The sequence below is a fragment of the Lacihabitans sp. CS3-21 genome (genome assembly GCF_024343675.1).
GTDB lineage: Bacteria > Bacteroidota > Bacteroidia > Cytophagales > Spirosomataceae > Leadbetterella.
In genome coordinates this window covers 52,252-72,648 of the sequence record NZ_RJUD01000098.1, presented here as the reverse complement: position 1 = coordinate 72,648, position 20,397 = coordinate 52,252, and the positions used below count along the sequence as shown (strand labels likewise).

At 35.2% G+C, this 20,397-nt stretch carries 23 protein-coding genes; 12 read left to right on the top strand and 11 right to left on the bottom strand.

Annotated features, from left to right (window positions below; translation table 11 throughout):
- Positions 1 to 54 precede the first annotated feature (54 nt).
- From EGI24_RS16540 to EGI24_RS16525, 4 genes are read left to right on the top strand one after another with little or no spacing between them, the layout of a single operon-like run.
- A complete protein-coding gene (locus EGI24_RS16540; protein ID WP_255049647.1) occupies positions 55 to 762 on the top strand; it encodes a hypothetical protein in 708 nt (235 codons plus the stop codon).
- Complete coding sequence (locus EGI24_RS16535; RefSeq protein ID WP_255049646.1) at positions 759 to 1,901, top strand: 5-(carboxyamino)imidazole ribonucleotide synthase; 1,143 nt, start codon at positions 759 to 761, stop codon at positions 1,899 to 1,901. The genes EGI24_RS16540 and EGI24_RS16535 overlap by 4 nt, the downstream gene beginning before the upstream one ends.
- Before the next feature lie 4 nt (positions 1,902 to 1,905).
- On the top strand, positions 1,906 to 2,391 hold the full coding sequence (purE, locus tag EGI24_RS16530) for a 5-(carboxyamino)imidazole ribonucleotide mutase (protein ID WP_255049645.1): 486 nt from the start codon (positions 1,906 to 1,908) through the stop codon (positions 2,389 to 2,391).
- A complete protein-coding gene (locus EGI24_RS16525) occupies positions 2,391 to 3,014 on the top strand; it encodes a LysM peptidoglycan-binding domain-containing protein (RefSeq protein WP_255049643.1) in 624 nt (207 codons plus the stop codon). Before purE ends, EGI24_RS16525 begins: the two co-directional genes overlap by 1 nt.
- A gap of 71 nt (positions 3,015 to 3,085) precedes the next feature.
- Here the strand turns inward: EGI24_RS16525 and EGI24_RS16520 are convergent, their stop codons facing one another.
- Genes EGI24_RS16520 through EGI24_RS16510 form a run of 3 tightly spaced genes read right to left on the bottom strand, consistent with a single transcriptional unit; the run spans position 3,086 to position 5,195 of the window.
- Positions 3,086 to 3,343, bottom strand: a complete 258-nt coding sequence (locus EGI24_RS16520) for a hypothetical protein (RefSeq protein ID WP_255049642.1) — start codon at positions 3,341 to 3,343, stop codon at positions 3,086 to 3,088.
- On the bottom strand, positions 3,340 to 4,005 hold the full coding sequence (locus tag EGI24_RS16515) for a lipoprotein signal peptidase (protein WP_255049641.1): 666 nt from the start codon (positions 4,003 to 4,005) through the stop codon (positions 3,340 to 3,342). Before EGI24_RS16515 ends, EGI24_RS16520 begins: the two co-directional genes overlap by 4 nt.
- A complete protein-coding gene (locus tag EGI24_RS16510; RefSeq protein ID WP_255049640.1) occupies positions 4,002 to 5,195 on the bottom strand; it encodes a proline dehydrogenase family protein in 1,194 nt (397 codons plus the stop codon). Before EGI24_RS16510 ends, EGI24_RS16515 begins: the two co-directional genes overlap by 4 nt.
- 110 nt (positions 5,196 to 5,305) lie before the next feature.
- Between EGI24_RS16510 and EGI24_RS16505 the strand changes: the two genes are divergently transcribed.
- The 3 genes from EGI24_RS16505 (at position 5,306) to pdxA (ending at position 8,374) form a co-directional block, all read left to right on the top strand.
- Complete coding sequence (locus EGI24_RS16505; RefSeq protein ID WP_255049639.1) at positions 5,306 to 6,400, top strand: chorismate mutase; 1,095 nt, start codon at positions 5,306 to 5,308, stop codon at positions 6,398 to 6,400.
- Between the two features lie 68 nt (positions 6,401 to 6,468).
- Positions 6,469 to 7,107 (top strand): Crp/Fnr family transcriptional regulator, encoded by a 639-nt coding sequence (locus EGI24_RS16500; protein WP_255049638.1) that lies wholly within the window; start codon positions 6,469 to 6,471, stop codon positions 7,105 to 7,107.
- Between the two features lie 187 nt (positions 7,108 to 7,294).
- On the top strand, positions 7,295 to 8,374 hold the full coding sequence (gene pdxA / locus EGI24_RS16495; protein WP_255049637.1) for a 4-hydroxythreonine-4-phosphate dehydrogenase PdxA: 1,080 nt from the start codon (positions 7,295 to 7,297) through the stop codon (positions 8,372 to 8,374).
- Here pdxA and EGI24_RS16490 read toward each other — a convergent pair.
- Entirely contained in the window at positions 8,371 to 9,210 is an 840-nt protein-coding gene (locus tag EGI24_RS16490) for a tyrosine-type recombinase/integrase (RefSeq protein WP_255049636.1), read from the bottom strand. The two genes, pdxA and EGI24_RS16490, sit on opposite strands and share 4 nt — an antisense overlap.
- Before the next feature lie 81 nt (positions 9,211 to 9,291).
- Between EGI24_RS16490 and EGI24_RS16485 the strand changes: the two genes are divergently transcribed.
- Complete coding sequence (locus EGI24_RS16485; protein ID WP_255049635.1) at positions 9,292 to 10,665, top strand: sodium:solute symporter family protein; 1,374 nt, start codon at positions 9,292 to 9,294, stop codon at positions 10,663 to 10,665.
- Here EGI24_RS16485 and EGI24_RS16480 read toward each other — a convergent pair.
- Together EGI24_RS16480 and EGI24_RS16475 are read right to left on the bottom strand one after the other, a co-directional pair.
- On the bottom strand, positions 10,654 to 11,865 hold the full coding sequence (locus EGI24_RS16480) for an NAD(P)/FAD-dependent oxidoreductase (protein WP_255049634.1): 1,212 nt from the start codon (positions 11,863 to 11,865) through the stop codon (positions 10,654 to 10,656). The two genes, EGI24_RS16485 and EGI24_RS16480, sit on opposite strands and share 12 nt — an antisense overlap.
- A 3-nt stretch (positions 11,866 to 11,868) precedes the next feature.
- A complete protein-coding gene (locus tag EGI24_RS16475) occupies positions 11,869 to 12,366 on the bottom strand; it encodes a hypothetical protein (RefSeq protein WP_255049633.1) in 498 nt (165 codons plus the stop codon).
- A 137-nt stretch (positions 12,367 to 12,503) separates the two neighbouring features.
- Between EGI24_RS16475 and EGI24_RS16470 the strand changes: the two genes are divergently transcribed.
- Positions 12,504 to 14,630 carry a Tex family protein gene (locus EGI24_RS16470; RefSeq protein ID WP_255049632.1) on the top strand — a complete coding sequence of 709 codons (2,127 nt, stop codon included), beginning with the start codon at positions 12,504 to 12,506 and terminating at the stop codon, positions 14,628 to 14,630.
- Here EGI24_RS16470 and EGI24_RS16465 read toward each other — a convergent pair.
- The 3 genes from EGI24_RS16465 to EGI24_RS16455 are packed head-to-tail and all read right to left on the bottom strand — an operon-like array spanning position 14,627 to position 17,479.
- Positions 14,627 to 15,256, bottom strand: coding sequence for an L-threonylcarbamoyladenylate synthase (locus EGI24_RS16465; RefSeq protein WP_255049631.1), 630 nt, complete (start codon positions 15,254 to 15,256; stop codon positions 14,627 to 14,629). The genes EGI24_RS16470 and EGI24_RS16465 overlap by 4 nt on opposite strands.
- Positions 15,257 to 16,603, bottom strand: a complete 1,347-nt coding sequence (locus EGI24_RS16460; protein ID WP_255049630.1) for an amidohydrolase — start codon at positions 16,601 to 16,603, stop codon at positions 15,257 to 15,259.
- Between the two features lie 3 nt (positions 16,604 to 16,606).
- Positions 16,607 to 17,479, bottom strand: coding sequence for a glycerophosphodiester phosphodiesterase family protein (locus tag EGI24_RS16455; protein WP_255049629.1), 873 nt, complete (start codon positions 17,477 to 17,479; stop codon positions 16,607 to 16,609).
- Positions 17,480 to 17,682: 203 nt separating this feature from the next.
- Here EGI24_RS16455 and rpsT point away from each other — a divergent pair, with 203 nt between their 5' ends.
- The 3 genes from rpsT to EGI24_RS16440 all read left to right on the top strand — a co-directional run bounded on the left by rpsT (position 17,683) and on the right by EGI24_RS16440 (position 18,997).
- Positions 17,683 to 17,940 (top strand): 30S ribosomal protein S20, encoded by a 258-nt coding sequence (gene rpsT, locus EGI24_RS16450; protein WP_255049628.1) that lies wholly within the window; start codon positions 17,683 to 17,685, stop codon positions 17,938 to 17,940.
- Between the two features lie 83 nt (positions 17,941 to 18,023).
- Positions 18,024 to 18,719 carry a RadC family protein gene (gene radC, locus EGI24_RS16445; protein ID WP_255049627.1) on the top strand — a complete coding sequence of 232 codons (696 nt, stop codon included), beginning with the start codon at positions 18,024 to 18,026 and terminating at the stop codon, positions 18,717 to 18,719.
- A complete protein-coding gene (locus EGI24_RS16440) occupies positions 18,719 to 18,997 on the top strand; it encodes a rhodanese-like domain-containing protein (protein WP_255049626.1) in 279 nt (92 codons plus the stop codon). The genes radC and EGI24_RS16440 overlap by 1 nt, the downstream gene beginning before the upstream one ends.
- Before the next feature lie 12 nt (positions 18,998 to 19,009).
- Here the strand turns inward: EGI24_RS16440 and EGI24_RS16435 are convergent, their stop codons facing one another.
- On the bottom strand, positions 19,010 to 19,138 hold the full coding sequence (locus EGI24_RS16435) for a hypothetical protein (protein ID WP_255049625.1): 129 nt from the start codon (positions 19,136 to 19,138) through the stop codon (positions 19,010 to 19,012).
- Positions 19,139 to 19,210: 72 nt separating this feature from the next.
- Positions 19,211 to 20,374, bottom strand: a complete 1,164-nt coding sequence (locus EGI24_RS16430; protein WP_255049624.1) for an NRAMP family divalent metal transporter — start codon at positions 20,372 to 20,374, stop codon at positions 19,211 to 19,213.
- Positions 20,375 to 20,397: the final 23 nt, after the last annotated feature.

Below are 20,397 nucleotides of genomic sequence, written 5' to 3'. Positions count from 1 at the left end.
ATTTGAAGTAACTTTGGAGCTATAAACAATGTTTAAACAAAACCAAACCCAATTATGAAAGCTATTGTTTTCGCAATCCTCAGTTTTTGTTTTATCAGTGCTCATGCACAAGATTTTACATCGGCAGACCAAGTTATTGATAAATACCTTGAAGTTACCAAAATTAAAGCAAATGCAGCATCCATAACCGACTTGGTAATGAATTATACCTCAGAATCGCCCAGAGGTGTTGCCGAAACCGAAATTAAATATCAGTTTCCATTGAAATATAATATGAGTATTTTTTCAAATGGTATGGAATTGATGTCAACCGTTTACGATGGTGAAAAATTAGCAAGAAAAAGTAGTTTTGGAAATAATGCCCCACAAGAGCCTAAAACTGGTAATGCAGCCAAAGCAGAAGCTCAAAAATCAAATCCGTTTTTTGAATTGGATTATAAAAATCAAGGATTTTCTGCTAATTTACTGCCTAAAGAAGGCGACTTTTATGTAGTAGAATTCAAAGATTCTGAAGGAAAAACTTGGAAAGATTACTATAACTCAAAAACTGGATTTAAAGATAAATCATGGGTAAAAATGGAATCTCCAAGAGGCTCTTTTGAAACTACTGTTTTAATAGAAAACTACAAGGCTTTCAAAGGCAGTGATATTCTGTTTCCTGTAGTGAAAAAACAAACCACTCAAATGGGAGAAATTAGCAATGAGTTACAATCGATAAAAGTAAATAAAGGACTTAAGGCTAAAGATTTCGAGATAAAATGAGTTTTAATAATTCCCAAAAGATAGGAATTCTTGGTGGTGGCCAATTGGGTAAAATGCTAATTCAGAAAGCATTAGACCTCGACCTTGACATCAGTGTATTAGATTATGACAGCGATTGTCCTTGTAAATCTATCTCAACCAGATTTGTTCAAGGAGATATTGCAGATTATGACACAGTCTATGAATTTGGTAAGGACTTGGATTTAATTACCATCGAAATAGAAAATGTCAATATCCAAGCATTAAAAAAGCTTGAAACAGAGGGCAAAAAGGTTTTTCCACAACCACATATTGTCGAAAATATCAAGAATAAATGTACACAAAAACAGTTTTTCAAAGATAATGATATACCAACCTCTGAATTTATTTTGGTAAGTGGATTATCCGAAATTAGATCAAACATCAATTTCTTGCCCGCTGTAAATAAAATTGGAATAGGTGGATACGATGGTAGAGGGGTGCAGACCATCAAAACCGAACAAGATATAGATAAAGGTTTTGATGCTGAAGGCATTCTTGAAAAATTTGTTGATTTTGAAAAAGAATTAGCAGTAATAGTTTCAAGAAACTCCGACGGTGAAATTAAGACTTTCCCAGTTGTTGAAATGGTTTTCCATCCCGTGGCCAACTTAGTAGAGTATTTATTTTCTCCTGCCGCTATATCTAGCGAAATTACAGAAAAAGCGAATAAAATAGCCATCAATACTATTGAAGCTTATGGTTTGGTGGGCTTGTTGGCTGTTGAAATGTTCTTAACCAAAGACGGTGATTTATTGGTAAACGAAGTTGCACCTCGACCACACAACAGTGGTCACCATACCCAAAAGGCCAACCTTGTTTCACAATATGATCAGCATTGGAGAGCCATTCTGAATTTGCCACTTGGGGATACCAAAGATATTTCGATGGCAGCAATGGTAAATATTCTTGGGGCCGAAAACCATGAAGGTCTAGCTGAAATAGTGGGCTTAGAAGAAATAATGAAGCAAGAAAACATCTTCCCTTTTTTCTATGGAAAGAAAAAAACAAAGCCTTTCAGAAAAATGGGCCATGTGAGTATTTTAGCGGATGACTTTGAAAAATTAAAAGAAAAGGTCAATTTTGTACAGCAAAACCTGAGGGTAATTTCAAAAAAGTAGATATATGATAGGTATAATAATGGGAAGCATTTCAGACCTTAAAGTTATGCAAGGTGCTGTAGATATATTAGAGAAGTTTCAGGTAAAATATGAGATAGAAATAGTTTCAGCCCACAGAACACCTGAAAAAATGGTGTCTTATGCTTCAGAAGCTGAAGGAAGAGGATTAAAGGCAATAATAGCCGGAGCTGGTGGAGCCGCTCATTTACCGGGAATGGTTGCTTCGTGCACCATATTACCAGTAATTGGAGTGCCTGTAAAATCAAGTAACTCTATAGATGGCTGGGATTCTGTTTTGTCCATTCTTCAAATGCCTAACGGTGTACCTGTAGCCACTGTAGCTCTCAATGCCTCCATGAATGCTGGATTACTAGCAATTCAAATTATGAGTACCGCTGATAGCAGTTTAAGAAAAAAACTACACAATTATAAGGAGGAATTAAAAGAGAAAGTAAATCAAATGAATGTTGAATTAAATAGTGCAAAATAATGGAATTTGAAGACAGAAACCCCAAACCAGAAACCCCAAATAGTGGACTGCCGATGGCAGTGTTGCTAGTACTTGTAGGAATAATTTGTTTATTGCTTTATGCAGGATGGCATTTAATGTCTGATGATGCTTCTAAAGTGACCGACCTAAATCAAGAACCAGTAGTTGTTGAAAAAATGCAAGACTCTATAGTTGTGGATACTGATACCACAATGGTTCTTGAATCAGCCTCTCTTCCTGCAGAACAACCAAAAACAGATAGCAAGGAAGCGGTTAAAGAAAATAAAGATGATAATAAACCTGTAAATATTACCGGAGAAAAGTTATCTCATACGGTAAAGGATGGCGAGACTTTTTACGGAATTGCCAATAAATTCAATGTTTCGGCCAATACTTTGAAAAAGCTAAACCCTGGAGTTGAAGCAAACGGAATAAAGGTAGGCATTACGAAACTAATTGTGCCTATTCAAGGATACCATATCGTTGGACCAGGAGATATTTTAAAGGTTGTTGCCAAAAAATATGATATAAGTGTTGAAGCTATCATGAACGCAAACGGAAAAACAAAGAACTTTGCAGAAAGAGGAGAAAAGTTAATAATACCAAGAAAGGTTAAAGAATAGTCGACTTTTCATCAAAAAAGCCTGATAATTTGGAAATTATCAGGCTTTTTTGCTTTTGTATCCATGTCAAATTAAGACTTTTCCATGAATGTTAAAACCGCTAAAGCTAAGATAAATAAACTTAAAACTATATTCCAAACTCTTTTGGGCTTTTCTGATTTGTAGTTCATAATCAAGAACATACCCAATAATGATAATATTAAAAAGATTAACTTAAAGGTTTTATAAAAACTTTGAGGTATTTGGTAAGACATAAACAAAGCAGTAAGAATAGACAAAGCCACGCCTATTTTTAGATATTTCAAGGTGTTTTGAGTTGTAAAATTCATATTTCTTCTGATTTCTGGTTGTTATCAATATTATCTGTTGTCTCTTCCTCGGTCAAATGCTTAACAAATTCGTCATCTAACGGTTTCATTTCCAAAAATCTCTTCTGGAATATTAAGATTGCCGCCACTCCACAAAAAATACATGCGTCGGCAAAATTAAAAATAGGCGTTAAGTGGTAATTTCCGCCTACAATTGGAACCCATTCTGGCCAAACACCATCCAAGAAATTAAAATAAAACATATCTATTACTTGCCCATGAAACCACGGTGTTGAGGCACTATCTGCGACGTTTCCTTTCAACAAAACGCCATAAAAAATACTGTCGATTAAATTGCCTATGGCTCCAGCCAAAATGCCTCCAATAGCCCACAAAAGGCCATTTTCGGGAGTTTTTTGTGCTTGATGATTGAGATACCATCCAATCGCCACCATAGCCACAAGCCTAAAACTTGTTAATATCAATTTGCCATAATCCCCACCGAGTTCTATTCCGAACGCCATTCCAGGGTTGGTAACGTAATGTAATTTTAGAAAGTCAGGAATCAAGTCAATATTCCCAAAATGCTGTGGAACTACCACAAAATGCATCCAGAGTTTGAGTACTTGATCAATTATAATTAATAAGACGGTGAATAGAAAATACTTATAAGATAATTTCATACTTTTTCTTTACTTCTTCTTTTTAGTTCTTTTTTTAATAACAAAAACTCTCTGCTACTTTGACCCGCAATTGAGGTGTTTTCTTCGGCTCTTCTAAATAAATACGGCATTACAGCCTCAATTGGACCATAAGGAACATATTTTGCTACATTAAAGCCTTTTTTTGCTAAATTGTAGGAGATATTATCGCTCATTCCCAAAAGTTGAGCAAAATAAACATGTTGATCTCCAGAATCCAAACCTTTTTTGTTCATCAAATCTATTCCAAGTTTGCAACTTGCCTCATTATGTGTTCCAGAACAAACACTTACTACATCTATATGATCAAAACAAGCTTCCAAAGCGAGATTAAATTGCTCATCAGTTTTGGTTTTATTTTCGTTGATAGGGTCGGGATATTTCATTTCCTCAGCTCTTCTTCTCTCCTTTTCCATATAAGCACCTCTGACCAATTTAGCACCAACTTTAAAACCTTTGGTTTTCGCTTGAGATATATGGTGCATTAATATTGCCAAACCTTCATTTCTGTACAACTGATAGGTATTGAAAATAAAAGTTTTGCCGTCTATATTATACTTCTCCATCATATCTAGCACTAAACCATCAATTACTGACTGAATCCACGTTTCTTCTGCATCAATGAATAATCTAATTTGAGATTTAGCTGCTTTATGACAAATAGTTTCAAAGCGTCTATTAAAATTATTCCAATTCTGCTTTTCCAAATCCGAAAGTGGCTCATTGGCTTGTTGAACTTTAGTCAATAAATCTCTTGAACCTATCCCTGTAACCTTAAAAACCGAAAATGGAATTTCACTTTTGTGTAAACTTGCATAGGAAATAGAATCCAATATTTCCTTTTCAGTGGCATCAAAACTATCCTCATCATCTTCTCCTTCAACGGAATAATCCAAAATAGTACCTACTGAAAATTTATTAAGTGTTTGAATAGTATTTTTACAATCTTCTATGGTTTCTCCACCACAAAATAGTTCAAAAATGGTTACTTTTATTAATTTTTTTATAGGCAAACCAAATTTTAAACTGTTTTTAATAAAAAAAGTACCTATCTTTACGAGCCAATTTTGGTTCATTAGAGCAAAAATAGCATAGTTCTTTTTGAGTTTTTCGATACTTTGGTTTTCAAAGGCAATTTTTGTGTCTGAAAAATCAATTTCTAGGCGTTTCATTTATATGAATGTTTGTCGATAAGGCTGCAAAGATACCTATTAGGATTTAAATAATAATGTTTAGGGATATACAATTGACCATAGTGTCGGTTTTTTTTAATTAAATACAGATGAAAGCAAATTTAGATGTTTTACCTTTAGATAGTTGGGTAAACACCGGTGGAAAGCCTCTTATTATAGCCGGGCCATGTAGTGCAGAGACAGAGGAACAAGTATTGGAAACAGCTCGTGGCATAGCCAACAACGGTTTTGCTCATATTTTGCGTGCTGGTGTTTGGAAGCCAAGAACAAGACCGGGTAGTTTTGAAGGTAAAGGCGAAGAAGCACTTCCTTGGTTACAAAAAGCTAAAGCTGAAACTGGATTGAAAACCGCAGTTGAAGTGGCCACTCCTCAACACGTTGAGTTAGCATTGAAATATGGAGTTGATGTTCTTTGGATTGGTGCAAGAACTACAGTAAACCCTTTTAATGTTCAGGATCTTGCAGATTCGCTTAAAGGCGTGGACATTCCAGTATTAATCAAAAACCCTGTAAACCCAGACTTAGCTTTGTGGTTAGGTGCATTTGAAAGAATTGCTGGTGCAGGTATCAATAAAATGGGAGCCATACACAGAGGTTTCTCAAACGCACAAGAAACAAAATACAGAAACTCTCCAATGTGGCAAATAGCGGTTGAATTTAAGACATTCTTCCCACAAATTCCAATGATAGGTGACCCTAGCCACATGGCAGGAAAAAGAGAATATTTGGCTGAACTTACGCAAAGAGCCATGGACTTAAACTATGACGGTTTAATCATTGAATCTCACAGAAACCCTGACGAAGCATGGTCAGATGCTTCGCAGCAGTTGACTCCAGATGCTTTGGCAGAAATGTTAAAGTCAATCGAATTTAGAAAAGCAACTTATGGAAGCGATTTCCAAAGTGAATTGGATAGATTGAGAGAAAGATTAGACAATCTTGATAGAGAATTATTAGAAGTGTTGGCAAGCAGAATGTCTGTTGTAGAGCAATTGGGCGAATACAAGAGAGACAACAACGTGGCTGTACTTCAACTAAATAGATGGAAACAAGTTCACGAATCACGTGCAGACTGGGCAAAAAGCCTGAATCTATACCCAGAAGTTGTGGAGGAGTTATTCAAACTGATACATATGGAGTCTATTCGGAAACAAACCGAAGTTATGAATCAACAAAATGCATAATAATTAAAGCCTTCTTCGGAAGGCTTTTTTTTTGAAACTTTGTTATTTTTGTAAATCAAAGGCAAATTATGCAGAAAGAAATCGATTTTTACGAAAAACACTTCAAGGGTTTATTTGAGCACGAACTTTTGGCTGAGATGCAAAAATTCGGAAGATATCAGGAAATAGAAGCTGGAAGTTATCTAATGAAAGCAGGCGGATATATCAAATCCGTTCCGATAATCTTAGAAGGTACAATCAAAATTCTAAGAGAGGATAAAGACGGCAAAGAAATGCTACTTTATCACTTATCTGGTCTTGATAGTTGTGCCATGTCTCTTACTTGTTGTCTTTCATCAAAAATCAGCGATATTTCTGCCTATGCCGATGAAAATACCAAATTATTGTCTTTCCCTTTTGAGAAAGTTGAAGAATGGATGTGCAAATTCAATACATGGAAAGTTTTTGTATTTCAAACTTATCAAAAACGCTTTGATAGCCTTTTAGAAACCATTGACTGCATTGCTTTCAATAAATTAGACCAAAGGCTTCTATCTCTGATAAAGAAAAAAATAAAGGTTTCTGGTAGTACAAAGATACTTTATTGTACGCATGAAGAACTGGCAACAGAATTGGCTACATCTCGCGAAGTAGTATCTAGATTGCTCAAACAACTCGAGAAAATTGGAAAACTTAAACTTTCTAGAAACAAAATAGAACTTCTTTGAAGTTTCAAAAATTAGCAATAACCGTTAGCCAATATTGATAAATTGTTAATTCTTGAAAATTAATATTTCTATTTAAAATGACCGCTTTCTATTTCTGAGGAAACTATTAATCGCTTTCAATGGAAATAATCAAAAATCAGCGTTAAAAATTTACTAATTTTGCAACAAACATGTTGAAATTTTAGAAATGGAGAACGAATTTTTACCAAAAATAGGAATCACAATAGGCGATATAAACGGAATTGGCCCCGAAGTACTCTTGAAGGCTTTGGCCACACAAAGAGTTAATAAAATCTGCAATCCTATCATTTATGGGTCTGGAAAACATTTGAGCAAATACAAGCAATTTGTAGATTTACACCATTGGCAGTTTGTAACTATAAGCGAAGCCAAACAAGCGAATGCAAAAAATTCAAACTTAATAAACTGTGGCAAAGGCGAGTTTTTTGAAATAGATTTTGGCAAAAAAGATCCGAAAGCAGGACAATTAGCTTTTGAATGTTTAAAAAGAGCAACAGAAGACCTAAAAAAAGGTGAAATTGATGCTTTGGTTACTGCTCCTATTTCTAAAGAAAATATTCAAAGTGATTCTTTTACCTTTCCTGGCCATACAGAATATTTAGCCAAAGAATTTGAAAAAAAAGACGTTCTAATGTTTATGATTTCGGAAGAAATAAGGATTGGTGTGGTAACCGGACACATTCCAATTGACTTGGTAAAGAAGAAGTTAACAAAAGACCTGATTACTTCCAAATTGAAAATAATGATAGAATCTCTTAAAATAGATTTTGGAATTACAAAGCCTAAGATTGCTGTTTTAGGCCTCAACCCACATGCAGGAGAAAACGGTTTATTGGGAGATGAAGAGATAAATACCATAAATCCAGTTATTGAAGAATTCAAAAAACATGGCAATTTAGTTATGGGACCATTTCCTACAGATGGTTTTTTTGCAACAGGAAATTTTAAAAAATTTGACGGAATATTGGCCATGTACCACGATCAAGGCTTAACTCCTTTTAAAATGCTTGCATTTGAAACTGGAGTGAATTTTACAGCTGGTATGATGGGTATTCGTACTTCACCAGATCACGGAACAGGTTTTGACATAGCGGGAAAAAACCAGGCAGACGCAAGCTCAATGTTGCATGCCATATATGCCGCTGTAGATATTTCCAAAAAGCGAAAAGAATACATTGACTTAGAAACCAACGCTCTCAAACATCAAAAAATTGATATCGATAGCTTGAGGAAAGAAAAAAATTAACCCAAAATCTCAATATTTTCTAAGGGGCTTCTTAGTGATTCTATCTTAACTTTTACAAACTGATTGTAAACCGTGGTGGTTTGAATATTGCTGTGTCCTAAAATTCGTTGTAAAATGTGTACATCCATGCCCATCTCTAACGAATGTACAGCAAAACTATGTCGAAGCGTATTCAGCGTGGCATGCTTATTTAATCCAGCATCTGCCAATGCTTTTTGAAAAAATAACTGAATATTACGAGCTGAATAGTAGCCTTCTCCACCTGATCCAGGAAAAAATACTTTTTTGGGATTATGTTTCAATTTGTATTTTTCTATGTGCCAATTTAGATTTGGTGAAAGTCTCAACACCCTCGTTCTTTTGGGATTGTCGTTTTTTATTGTAATGGTGTTATTTTCAATATCTACGTCCTCAACTTCCAGGTTTATTATTTCATTGACTTTTAGCCCATTATTATACACAAACAACAAAAGAAGTTTGTGTTTGATATTCTTAATGGCATTAAACAATTGGAACAATTCCTCATGGGATAAAACATCAATAACCTGATCTTCTTTGATTTTTCCGGTAGATTTTAGATTTAGTTTTTTGCTAAAAATAACCTCATAAAACAATTTAATGGCTTTTCCAGATTGAATTGCGTCGTGTTTAGAGTTCTTATTATTGGATAAGCCCAATAAATAATTAGAAATTAGTTCATCGGTAATTTTACTTTGTGGATAATCTCTGAAATGGTTATAAAAAACAAAAATAGCGTTTCGATAGGCAGCTATAGTAGCAGAATTATACTTTCCTTTTTTTAAATGCTCAGTAAATCGTTCAATTAAATGGGTCACTTTTAAAGAGAATATTTATAATGTTTTACTTTTGATGTCAAATTTACATTTTTTTTCTTAAAAACTTCGCAATTTCGTTTCATGTTATTAATTTTTATAGGAATATATCTTTTTATTACCATTTTGATTGGATGGTTTTCTTCTCGGTTTGTTAAAAGCTCGCAAGACTATGTGTTGGCAGGTAGAAAAATGCCTACTTACGTTGTAGCTTCTGGCTTGTTTGCCACGTGGTTTGGTTCAGAAACCGTTATGGGTGCATCGTCAGAATTCCTCGAGAATGGTTTATTAGGGGTAATCGAAGATCCTTTTGGAGCATCTTTGTGTTTATTACTCATTGGCTTGTTCTTCGCAAGGCCACTCTACAAACTCAAACTTTATACCTTCAGTGATTACTTCCGACTGCGATTTGGCAAAAAGGTGGAAGTTATTTCGGCTTTTTTTATGATTCCCTCCTATTTCAGTTGGATCGCAGCTCAATTAATTGCTTTGGCTATTATTTTACAATCCGTTTCAGGGCTTCCTTTGATTTATGGCGTTCTAATATGTGCATCTATCGTACTTTTTTACACATTTGTTGGTGGTATGTGGTCAATATCTATAACAGATACCATCCAAACCGTTATGATTGTAGGAGGTTTGGCATATTTAAGTTACTATTTTTATGACCACTCTGGCGGGCTGAGCAATTTAAAATCAAAAATGCCAAAAGATTTTTTTAGGATGATTCCCAAGGAGAATAATTTAAACGCTTGGCTATTGTACTTTTCGGCTTGGATAACCATTGGTTGGGGTTCAATACCCCAACAAGATGTTTTTCAGAGGGTTTTGTCGGCAAAATCAGAAAACACGGCTGTGAGAGGATCTGTTATATCCGCATTTATGTATCTGAGCGTGGCATTTCTTCCCTTATCAGTGGTATTATTTGGTTCAGTTTCACATCCTGAGCTTTTAAAAGCTGACAATCAAATGTTTATTCCTGAATTGGTATTGGCTCATTCCAATCTTTTTGTGCAAATTCTTTTCTTTGGTGCATTGATTTCGGCTATTTTAAGTACTTGTAGTGCTGCTATTTTAGCACCGGCTACTGTCGTGGCCGAAAACATAATAAAACCTTATTTCGGCAAGTCATTAAAAGACAAGGATTTATTAAAAATAATGAGATATTCTACCATAGTAATTACTATTATTGCTGTTTCTATGACTTTTGTAAAAACCAACATCTATGAACTGGTAGGCGAAGCTTCTGCCTTGAGTTTGGTGGCACTTTTTGTACCTCTGACAGCAGGTCTTTATTGGAAAAAAGCCAATAATATAGGAGCAATTTTATCTATGATTTTGGGTACAACTTCTTGGTTATTTGCAATGAATATAGATTTAGGTCTACCTCCTGCAGTTTTTGGATTTGGAATTAGTTTATTTGCAATGATTTTCGGAAGTTTATGCTCAAAATCCTAAACTTTTTGCCACATGCCAACCGCCAGTCCAAGCAGCTTGAAAGTTAAAACCACCTGTAACTGCATCAATATTTAATATTTCACCCGCAAAAAATAAATTCTCATGGTTTTTAGAGGCAAAAGTTTCTGACTCAATTTCTGACAATTCTATACCTCCAGCTGTCACAAATTCTTCTTTAAAAGTACTTTTCCCATTGACTTCATATTTTGCTGAAAGCAGGTTTTCAGCTAAAGCTTGAAAGTGCTTTTTACCCGTCTCCGCCCATTTTTGATGTTCCGCTATACCCGATTTTTCGCATATATATTTCCAAAACCGTGCGGTAAGACCAAACATGGGATTGGCCAATACATTTTTCTTTGAATTTGATTCGAGATTCAATCGAAATTCATTCAAAACTTTATCTTTTTGTAATTCAGGAAGCCAATTTACGGTAATCTTGAAAATGTAGTCTTTGGCTTTCAATTCTAAAGCAGCCCAAGCTGATAATTTTAAAATCGCAGGGCCAGATAAACCCCAATGGGTAATCAGCAAAGGACCAGATTGCTCAAATTCAGTATTCAGTATTCGGACGGTAGCGTTTGGAAAACTTACCCCTTGAAGTTCATTGAGCTTTTCGTCTTTAATATTGAAAGTAAAAAGAGATGGAGCTTGCGGAGATATTTTTATATTCATATTATTTAAAATCTCCCAAATTCTTTTGTCACTGCCAGTTGCTATCAGTATTTTTTTGGTAGTAAAAATTTTCTCAGAATTGGTCGAAATCTCCCAAAAACTTCCCTTTTTCACAATATTTTCCACTCTTTCTGAAGTAAAGAGCCTGATACCGGTGGATTCATACAAAAAGCAATCTATGATAGTTTGCGAAGAATTACTTTCAGGAAAAGCCCTGCCATCTTTTTCTATTTTGAGCCTAATTCCACGTTTTTCAAACCAGCTAAAAACATCTTTAGAACCAAATCGTTCAAAGGGTTCCAACAAAAACTCGTGACCTCTGGGGTAGTTTTTTATCAACTCTGATGGCTCTGTAATGGCATTCGTTACATTACATCTTCCGCCTCCAGAGACTTTTACTTTTTGTAAAACCTCACGATTTTTCTCTAAAATGGCAATTTTAATATTTGGAAAATTACGAGCGGCATTAATAGCTGCAAAATAACCTGCAGCACCGCCTCCAATCACAAGAAAATCAAATTCGAACATCAATTATTGTTTCGCGTACTTAGAATTCAGAGCTTCTCGCTCTTCACGAAGCAATTTAATCAATTTTTCTATTTCAGGAACATTTCTTCCGAATTCAAAAGTCACTTTCTTGGTTTTGTCATCTGAGGTTGTAATTTCTATCCATTCCGATCCTCCATCTGCACAGTCTGGGCAACCAAAAACCTCATCAAGCTTAAAAAACTTCTCAACTTCAATCAAATTACTGATTTTATCTAATTTTTCTTTGGTAAGAACTTCATTATAAGTGTATTCTTTGTTTTCCAACACCCCTGTTTCAAAATTACGCTCTTTCACAAAGAACTCCACATTTTGGCCTTTAATGATCATTTCGGTATGACATTTACCTACGCAAAATCCAAAACTTTGACCCGACTTGATGGTTATGTTTGACAAATCAGCCTTAGATTTCGACTCTGGACTTATAAAATCACAAGATGAAACCAAGAATATCAATAAAAAGATGGCGAAAATGTTTTTCATAGGATGTCCAGTTTATAATTTAATATCAATCAGGCAATTGCGAATTTCTTGAAAAATAAACCCAATTGGTAAACTTGTTTTCGAGAAAATCTTCTGATTTTTGTAAAGAAGACCAAAAATAAAAACAAATAGTTGGAATGACCGCAAAACAAATTCAATATTCAAGCGAAACGCTCAAACTTAGATCATCTCAAATCACCAAAACAGTTGAATTGTTGGTAGACGGTGCCACAGTACCCTTTATCGCAAGATATAGAAAAGAAGTAACCGAGAGCCTGGACGAAGTAGAAATATTGGATATTAAGAAACTTCATGAGAAATTTTTAGAAGCAGACAAAAGAAGGGAAGCGATATTAAAATCCATTCAAGAACAAGGAAAGTTAACACCTGAACTTGAAAATTCATTAAAAAATACACTTTTTGTGAATGAATTGGAAGATATTTATTTACCCTACAAGCAAAAAAAGAAAACCAGAGCAACCATAGCCATAGAAAATGGTCTTGAGCCTTTAGCAAAGATTATTTTTGGTCAAAAAGATCGAGATATAGAAACTATTGGTAAAAAGTACATTTCTGAAAAAGTTAAAAATACTGCTGAGGCTCTGGCTGGAGCAAGAGATATTATTGCAGAATGGATAAATGAAGACATAAATGCCCGAAATAAAATTAGGAATATCTTCGAGAAAAGTGGAATTTTAAGCTCCAAACTCAAAAAAGGCAAAGAAAATGAAGCAGTAAAATACAAAGACTATTTTGATTATTCAGAAGCGGGTAAAACAATCCCATCACATAGATATCTGGCTATAAAAAGAGGCGAAGAAGAGGGCTTTCTAAAGGTGGGCATTGATATTGAACTTGAATATGCCATAGATGTATTGGAAAGGATTTATTTACAAGGATTTACCGAGCCAAAGGAGCAAGTAGGCTTAGCTTTACAAGATTCTCTCAAAAGACTACTGCTTCCAAGCTTGGAGAAAGAATTTGATAATAAACTCAAAGAGAAAGCCGATTTGGCGGCGATTCAAATTTTTACTGGAAACCTAAGACAACTGTTACTTTCCGCTCCTTTAGGCCAAAAGAGGGTTTTGTCTATCGACCCAGGTATTCGAACAGGTTGCAAAACTGTTGTTTTGAACGAATTGGGTGATTTAATAGAAGACTTGGTCATTTTCCCATTAACCAAACAACAGGAATCTGCAGCAATTGTAAGAGCATTGGTAGAAAAACATAAAATAGAAGCGGTAGCAATTGGAAATGGCACCGCAAGTAGAGAAACTGAAAGTTTTGTGAAAAATGCTCTTTCTTCATTCGAAAAAGGGAAATCTGTCATGACAGTCGTAGTTTCAGAGCAAGGGGCCTCTATTTATTCCGCATCCGAAATTGCCAGGGAAGAGTTTCCAAATAAAGATTTGACGGTTCGAGGGGCTGTTTCTATAGGACGAAGATTGATGGACCCATTGGCTGAATTGGTAAAAATTGACCCAAAATCCATTGGAGTAGGACAATATCAGCACGATGTGGACCAAAAATACCTTAAGGAATCGTTAGATGTCACAGTTGAGTCTTGTGTAAACCTTGTTGGCGTGGAATTGAATACGGCCAGCAAACATTTGTTGAGTTATGTGTCAGGTATTGGCCCTTCTATAGCTCAAAATATCATAGATTATAGGACCAAAAATGGTAAATTTAAAAGCAGAAAAGATCTAAAACTTGTTCCGAGATTAGGCGAAAAGGCATTTGAACAAGCAGCTGGATTTCTCAGAATTCATGGAGCAGAGAATCCTTTAGATAATTCAGCTGTACACCCAGAGAGTTATCATTTAGTAGAAAAAATGGCCAAAAACTTGAACACTACTTTGAGGCAACTTATTGAAAACCAGAATCTTCAAAAAAGTATTGACCCGAAATTATATGTGACTAAAGAAGTTGGATTGCCAACGCTTAATGATATTCTGAATGAACTAAAAAAACCAGGTCGTGACCCAAGAGAACAACTGGAAAGTTTTGAATTTGGTAATGTAAATGACATTAAAGACCTGCGTACCAACATGGTTTTACCAGGAATAGTGACCAACATAACAGCTTTCGGATGTTTTGTAGATATTGGCGTTCACCAAGATGGCTTGATCCATTTATCGAATCTGGCCAATAGATTTATAAAAGACCCCAATGAAGTGGTAAAAGTGCATCAAAAAGTCACTGTAAAAGTAATTGAAGTAGATATTCAAAGAAAAAGAATCGCTTTGAGCATGAAGGATGTTTAAATATCTCCGACTTCTCCTAAACCTTCCCTTAGCACATGAATATTAGAACTTTCAGTGGCATCAACCACTGTAGATGGAATAACCCCACACCAACCAGCATCTACAATCATATCTACTTTGTGCTGATTTTGGTCAAATAGTAATTCTATTTCATTCGGATATTCCACAATGTCATCAATGTCGTCCTTAACCGAAGTTGTGATAATGGGATGACCTAATTTTTGAATAATCAGATTGGGAACCTTATGGTCTGGCACCCTGATTCCAATAGTTTTTCTATTGGTTTGTAGTATTTTGGGCAAATCGCCTGTAGAAGGCATAATGAATGTAAAAGGCCCTGGAAGTAATCTTTTCATCAGCCTAAATGCTTCATTCGAAACTTTGGCATACGTAGAAATATCTCTCAAATCACTACAAACGATAGAGAATTTATTCTGACTTGGCTTTATATTTTTGAGTTTACAAAGCCTTTCTACAGCTTTTACATTACTAGAATCACAGCCCATAGAATAAACCGTATCGGTGGGATAAATGATTACCCCACCGTTTTTTAAACAGCTTACAATTTTGTCAATAACCCTATAATCAGGATTATCTGGAAATACCTCTACTAATTCAGCGGCCATTTATTTTGTTTTTTTCTTACCAGTCGCTGTTGAAACAGGAGCTGGATTTTTAAGAGCAGGATAATTGAAAACCAAATTACAAAATGTTTTAACTCCTACCGTAAAACCCGATTCATCCAAATAAAAATCTGGTGTATGATGTGGAGCAGCGTCGCTAGAAGACTTTTTGGGATCCATTCCTCCTAAAAAGAAGAAAAATCCAGGTACTTTTTCTTGAAAATAGCTGAAATCTTCGGCTCCCATAGAAGCAGGAACTTCTTTAACCATATTATTTCCAGCCGATTCGAAGAGCGTAGGAACCATCATTTTTGTTAGTTCTTCATCATTAATGGTAACCGGATATCCATTGACAATATTTACATCTACCTCACAACCAGCACCTTCGCCAATACTTTTAGCTATTGCTGCTATTCTTTTATGCACCAATATCCTTTGTTCCCTGCCCAACGTCCTAATAGTACCAATCATCTTTACCTCTTCAGGAATTATATTAGTTCTAATACCTCCATGAATAGCTCCGACAGTCACGACAGCTGGTGCCTCAGTAAGCTTTACGCTTCTTGAAACAATAGTCTGCAAGCCCATAACTATCTGTGAAGCAGTTACGATAGGATCAATACCCTCCCAAGGATAAGCCCCGTGAGTTTGTTTACCTTTGATTTTGATATTAAGTTCGTCCACAGCTGCAAGAGTTGGTCCTGGCTTGTATACAATCATACCCGCAGGCGTTTGAGAATTGATATGTAATCCAAAAGCCACATCCACTTTGGGATTCTCCAAAACACCAGCTTTTATCATTCCATCGGCTCCAAAAGCTATGCTTTTATCTGTAACACCTTCTTCTGCAGGCTGAAAAACAAATTTTACAGTTCCAGCTATTTGGTCTTTCATGCCTGCCAGCACTGAAGCTGTACCCATCAAAATGGCCACATGGCTATCGTGTCCACATGCATGCATAACACCCGTAGATTGTTCATTATAAGTTACTTTAACGTTAGACTTAAATGGTACATCCACTCTTTCGGTAACAGGCAAACCGTCCATATCTGCTCTCAAAAGCATAACTGGGCCGGGTTTTCCTCCTTTAAGAATACCTACAACTCCAGTAAAAGCTACGTTTTCAGTAACTTCAATTCCAAGAGACCTTAAATGGTCTGCAACGATTTTTGCAGTTCTAAATTCCTGATTTCCAAGCTCAGGATGCTCGTGGAAGTCTCTACGCCAAGCGATAACTTTTTGCTCAATTTCTTTAGATTTGAGTTCGATGGCTTGTTTGATGTTTGTTTGAGCCACAATTTGAACTTGTGATAAGCCCATTAATAGGGATAGGGTTACGAGTTTTTTCATTTTCTATAGTTTGTTTATTATTCCATATACAGCTTCTGGGCGGTCTGTGGCAAAAATATCCACACCTTGGTCAATAAAGGTCTTATAATATTCATCACCACGGGCAGCAGCTTTTTTGTCTAAATTGCCTAATACTCCCAAGATACACATTATACCTTTATTATGCAAAAAATCTATGAGCTCTGGTTTGGGTTCTCTGGTGCCTATAAATGCCACCATGTTTTTATCAGGAATTCCAGCCTCACTAAGCCTTTCATAATCAGACAATTGCATAATACTAACAGAAATCAACAAATTGGGATCTATTTTGTATACTTCAATAGCCTCATTGGCATTGTAAGTTATAATCACCGCATAGTTTTGTGCATTTTGCTGGTTTACCATTTCTATCACCTTTTTGAAGGGCGTCGTTTTTTTTACATCTAGGGTGAAAATAACTTTGTTTTTCCCCCATTTTAATGCTTTTTCCAAAGTTGGTATTTTATAATCAGTCACATTTCCAAAATTGTCCTTTAATTTGAGTTTTCTTAAAGTTTCAAAAGTATTTTTAAAGACCAAATCCTTTCCAGTAGAAGTACGATCAAGTGATTTATCATGCATCAATATCATCACCGAATCTTTGGTCATTTCTATGTCACACTCGATTATACAAGGCATTTTTTTGGAAATATAATCAAACGATTCGAGGCAATTCTCAGGTAAATTTTTCAATTCACCTCCGCCTCGGTGTACCGAAACCATCGCTTTTTTTGATTTTTCATACTGGAAAAATTCAAAAATAGAATCTGGAACAAGTGTGTAATTTTTATTGGTTTGTGATATTTTGCAGGAAAACCCAACGAATATCAACAAAATAAGGCCTAGTTTTTTTGCCATTGTTAATGATAATGATTAATTATAGAGAACAAATTTAGGCAAATCAGGTTGAAAATATCTCAAAAGCATGTCTAAAATCAACAAATCAATGAAAACTTAAATCTTTAGGGAATATTTTCTAGATATTTTTTTAGATTCCGAAATAATTTCTTAATTTTGCAGTCCGAAAGAATAGACAAATAAGAATTAATTAAATATTTCAGATGGCAAATCATAAGTCAGCATTAAAGAGAATTAGATCAAACGAAGCAAAACGTTTAAGAAACCGTTACCAACATAAAACTACTAGAACAGCTATCAGAAAATTGAGAGCTTCTAAAGATGCTGTTGAGGCGTCTACATTGTTGAAAGCAGTTTCTTCAATGGTTGATAAATTGGCTCGTAAGAATGTAATTCACAAAAATAAGGCAGCTAACCTTAAGTCTTCATTGACTAAGCATGTAAATGCTTTGGCGGCTTAATTTTTCTAAAATATTATTTTGAAGGCTGACTTTTTTAAGTCAGCCTTTTTTTGTTTAGTTTTATTAAAAAAACATAACAAAACATGTCCTACAACTTAAAATCTGGTATAAAGGCCTGGGCTGAAGATGATCAGCCACGAGAGAAACTATTAAACAAAGGTAAAAACAGCCTTTCAGATGCAGAATTAATAGCGATTTTGATTGGAATTGGGAATCGAGAAATGTCTGCTGTGGAATTGTCCAAACTAATATTGCAGTCTACCGGAAATAATCTCAATGAACTTGCAAAAATGGGTATCTCTGAACTCATGAAATTTAAAGGAATCGGTGAAGCAAAAGCGATAAGTATAGTAGCAGCCATGGAGCTGGCAAGAAGAAGAAAGGATACCGAAAAAGTAAAAAAAGAAAAGGTTAAATTTTCCAGAGAAGCTTATGATATTTTGAAACCGTTCATGATGGATCTCAATCATGAGCAGTTTTGGATGATTTGTCTGAATAGAAACCTTGAAGTAATAAAGGTGATTCAGATAAGTTCTGGAGGTGTAACAGGTACAGTTGCAGATCCAAAAATGATTTTTAAACGGGCCTTAGAGCAACTTTCATGTTCTATTATCATTAGCCATAATCACCCAAGTGGAAATCTAAAACCAAGCGAAGCGGATAAAAAACTCACGAAAATGCTAAAAGACGGAGCGGAAATTCTAGATATAACGTTATCGGATCATATTATTTTTACTGACAATGGGTATTTTAGCTTTGCTGACGAAAATTTATTGTGATGAAACAAATTATTGAAATCGAACTTTTTGAAATTGAAAAATTGAAAAATTTCCTTGTTGTAGATATTCGGGAGCGGGAAGAATTTTTGGAGAAAAATATTGGTGGTATCAACATTCCTGCCCATGAAATTACGAACAGAATAGCAGAAATTGCAACCAAAGAAAATTTAGTAATAGTGTGTTCCAATGGCATCAGAAGCAGCATAATGGCTAGAGTAATCCATAAAAAAATCCCCAACGCAAATATTTACCATTTGAGTGAAGGGATTTTTCAATAAAAGTATATAAAATTACTTTCTTCCTATTCCTTTGTAATCTCTATCGTTTTTAACCAACCATTTGCCAATCACAAATGCACCAGAAAGCAACAAAACAAAAAACAAAATAGGTAACCAAGTGGGAAATTGATATCCAAACATATTATTCTTCTTTTTTTCTACAAATTTAGGACAAAAATATTTCTAAAGGAATAGATTAGATTAAAATAAAATTCAAAACAGGCTATATATTGCAAAGCCAGACAATATCAATAAAATCATCCAAGCTACAAACTGTAGGAAAACTGGATATTTAAACTTTTTGAATATACTTTTATTTCTAATACTTAATAAAACTATTGCTAGGCCAACCGGCAAAATGAATCCATTGATATAACCAGCGAAAAGTAGCAAGTTCACGGGTTTTCCAAAAACTAGGATAACAGTAACAGAAACCAAAACAAATATTAAAGCAAATAACTTCTTTTTTTGTTCAAAAACGGGGTGAAAGTCCTTCAGGAATGCAATTGAAGTGTAAGTAGCTCCAATAACTGAAGTAATTGAAGCAGCCCAAATCATGAGACCGAAAAGCACTTTGCCCGCACTGCCAAAAGTTGCAGTAAATACAGATGCCGTTGGATTTGCTGCATCTAAGCTCAAGCCAGTAAGTATAACAGAGAGTGTGCCAATAAACAAAAAATACCTTAAGACGCCTGTAAAAAGAATTCCTATTGAGGCACTTTTAATAACTTCAGATGAATATTCCTCTCCTACCAATCCTGCATCCATAAGTCGTTGAGCTCCTGCAAATGTGATGTACCCGCCAACAGTGCCGCCTATAAGTGTAATGGTAGATTTAACATCAAAAACTTCGGGTAAAAGGCTAAATCCAATTAGTTTTGCGAAATCTACTTGGGCTGTAAAAATCATTATGCAAATCAAAACCAACATTAAAATACCTAAGAATTTTACCACATAGTCCAATTTTTTAAGGCTATTTTCAGAAAAAAAAAGATAGAAAACAATTATGGCGGTGATTAAGATCCCCCATTCATTGGGTATCTCAAACATGGCGTTAATACCCATACCCGCCCCAGCGAAATTGCCCGTATTGAAAACCAAGCCTCCAAATGCCACACAAACAGCCAAAAGGTTTCCCAATCCTGGAAGCAAAATATTTCCTAATTGTTGGGCTTTGAGATTTGAGAAAGTCAAGGTTCGCCAAATGGTAACCTGTGCGACCACGTCAATTATTATGGACACAATGATAACAAATCCAAAATTGTATAGGAGTTTTTCAGTAAAAACGGTGGTTTGGGTTAAGAAACCTGGGCCAATAGCGGAAGTTGCCATCAATAAGGCAGCGGCCATTATCTCTTTTCCTGATTTTTTAAACATAAATGAGGTATATTCAGCTTACA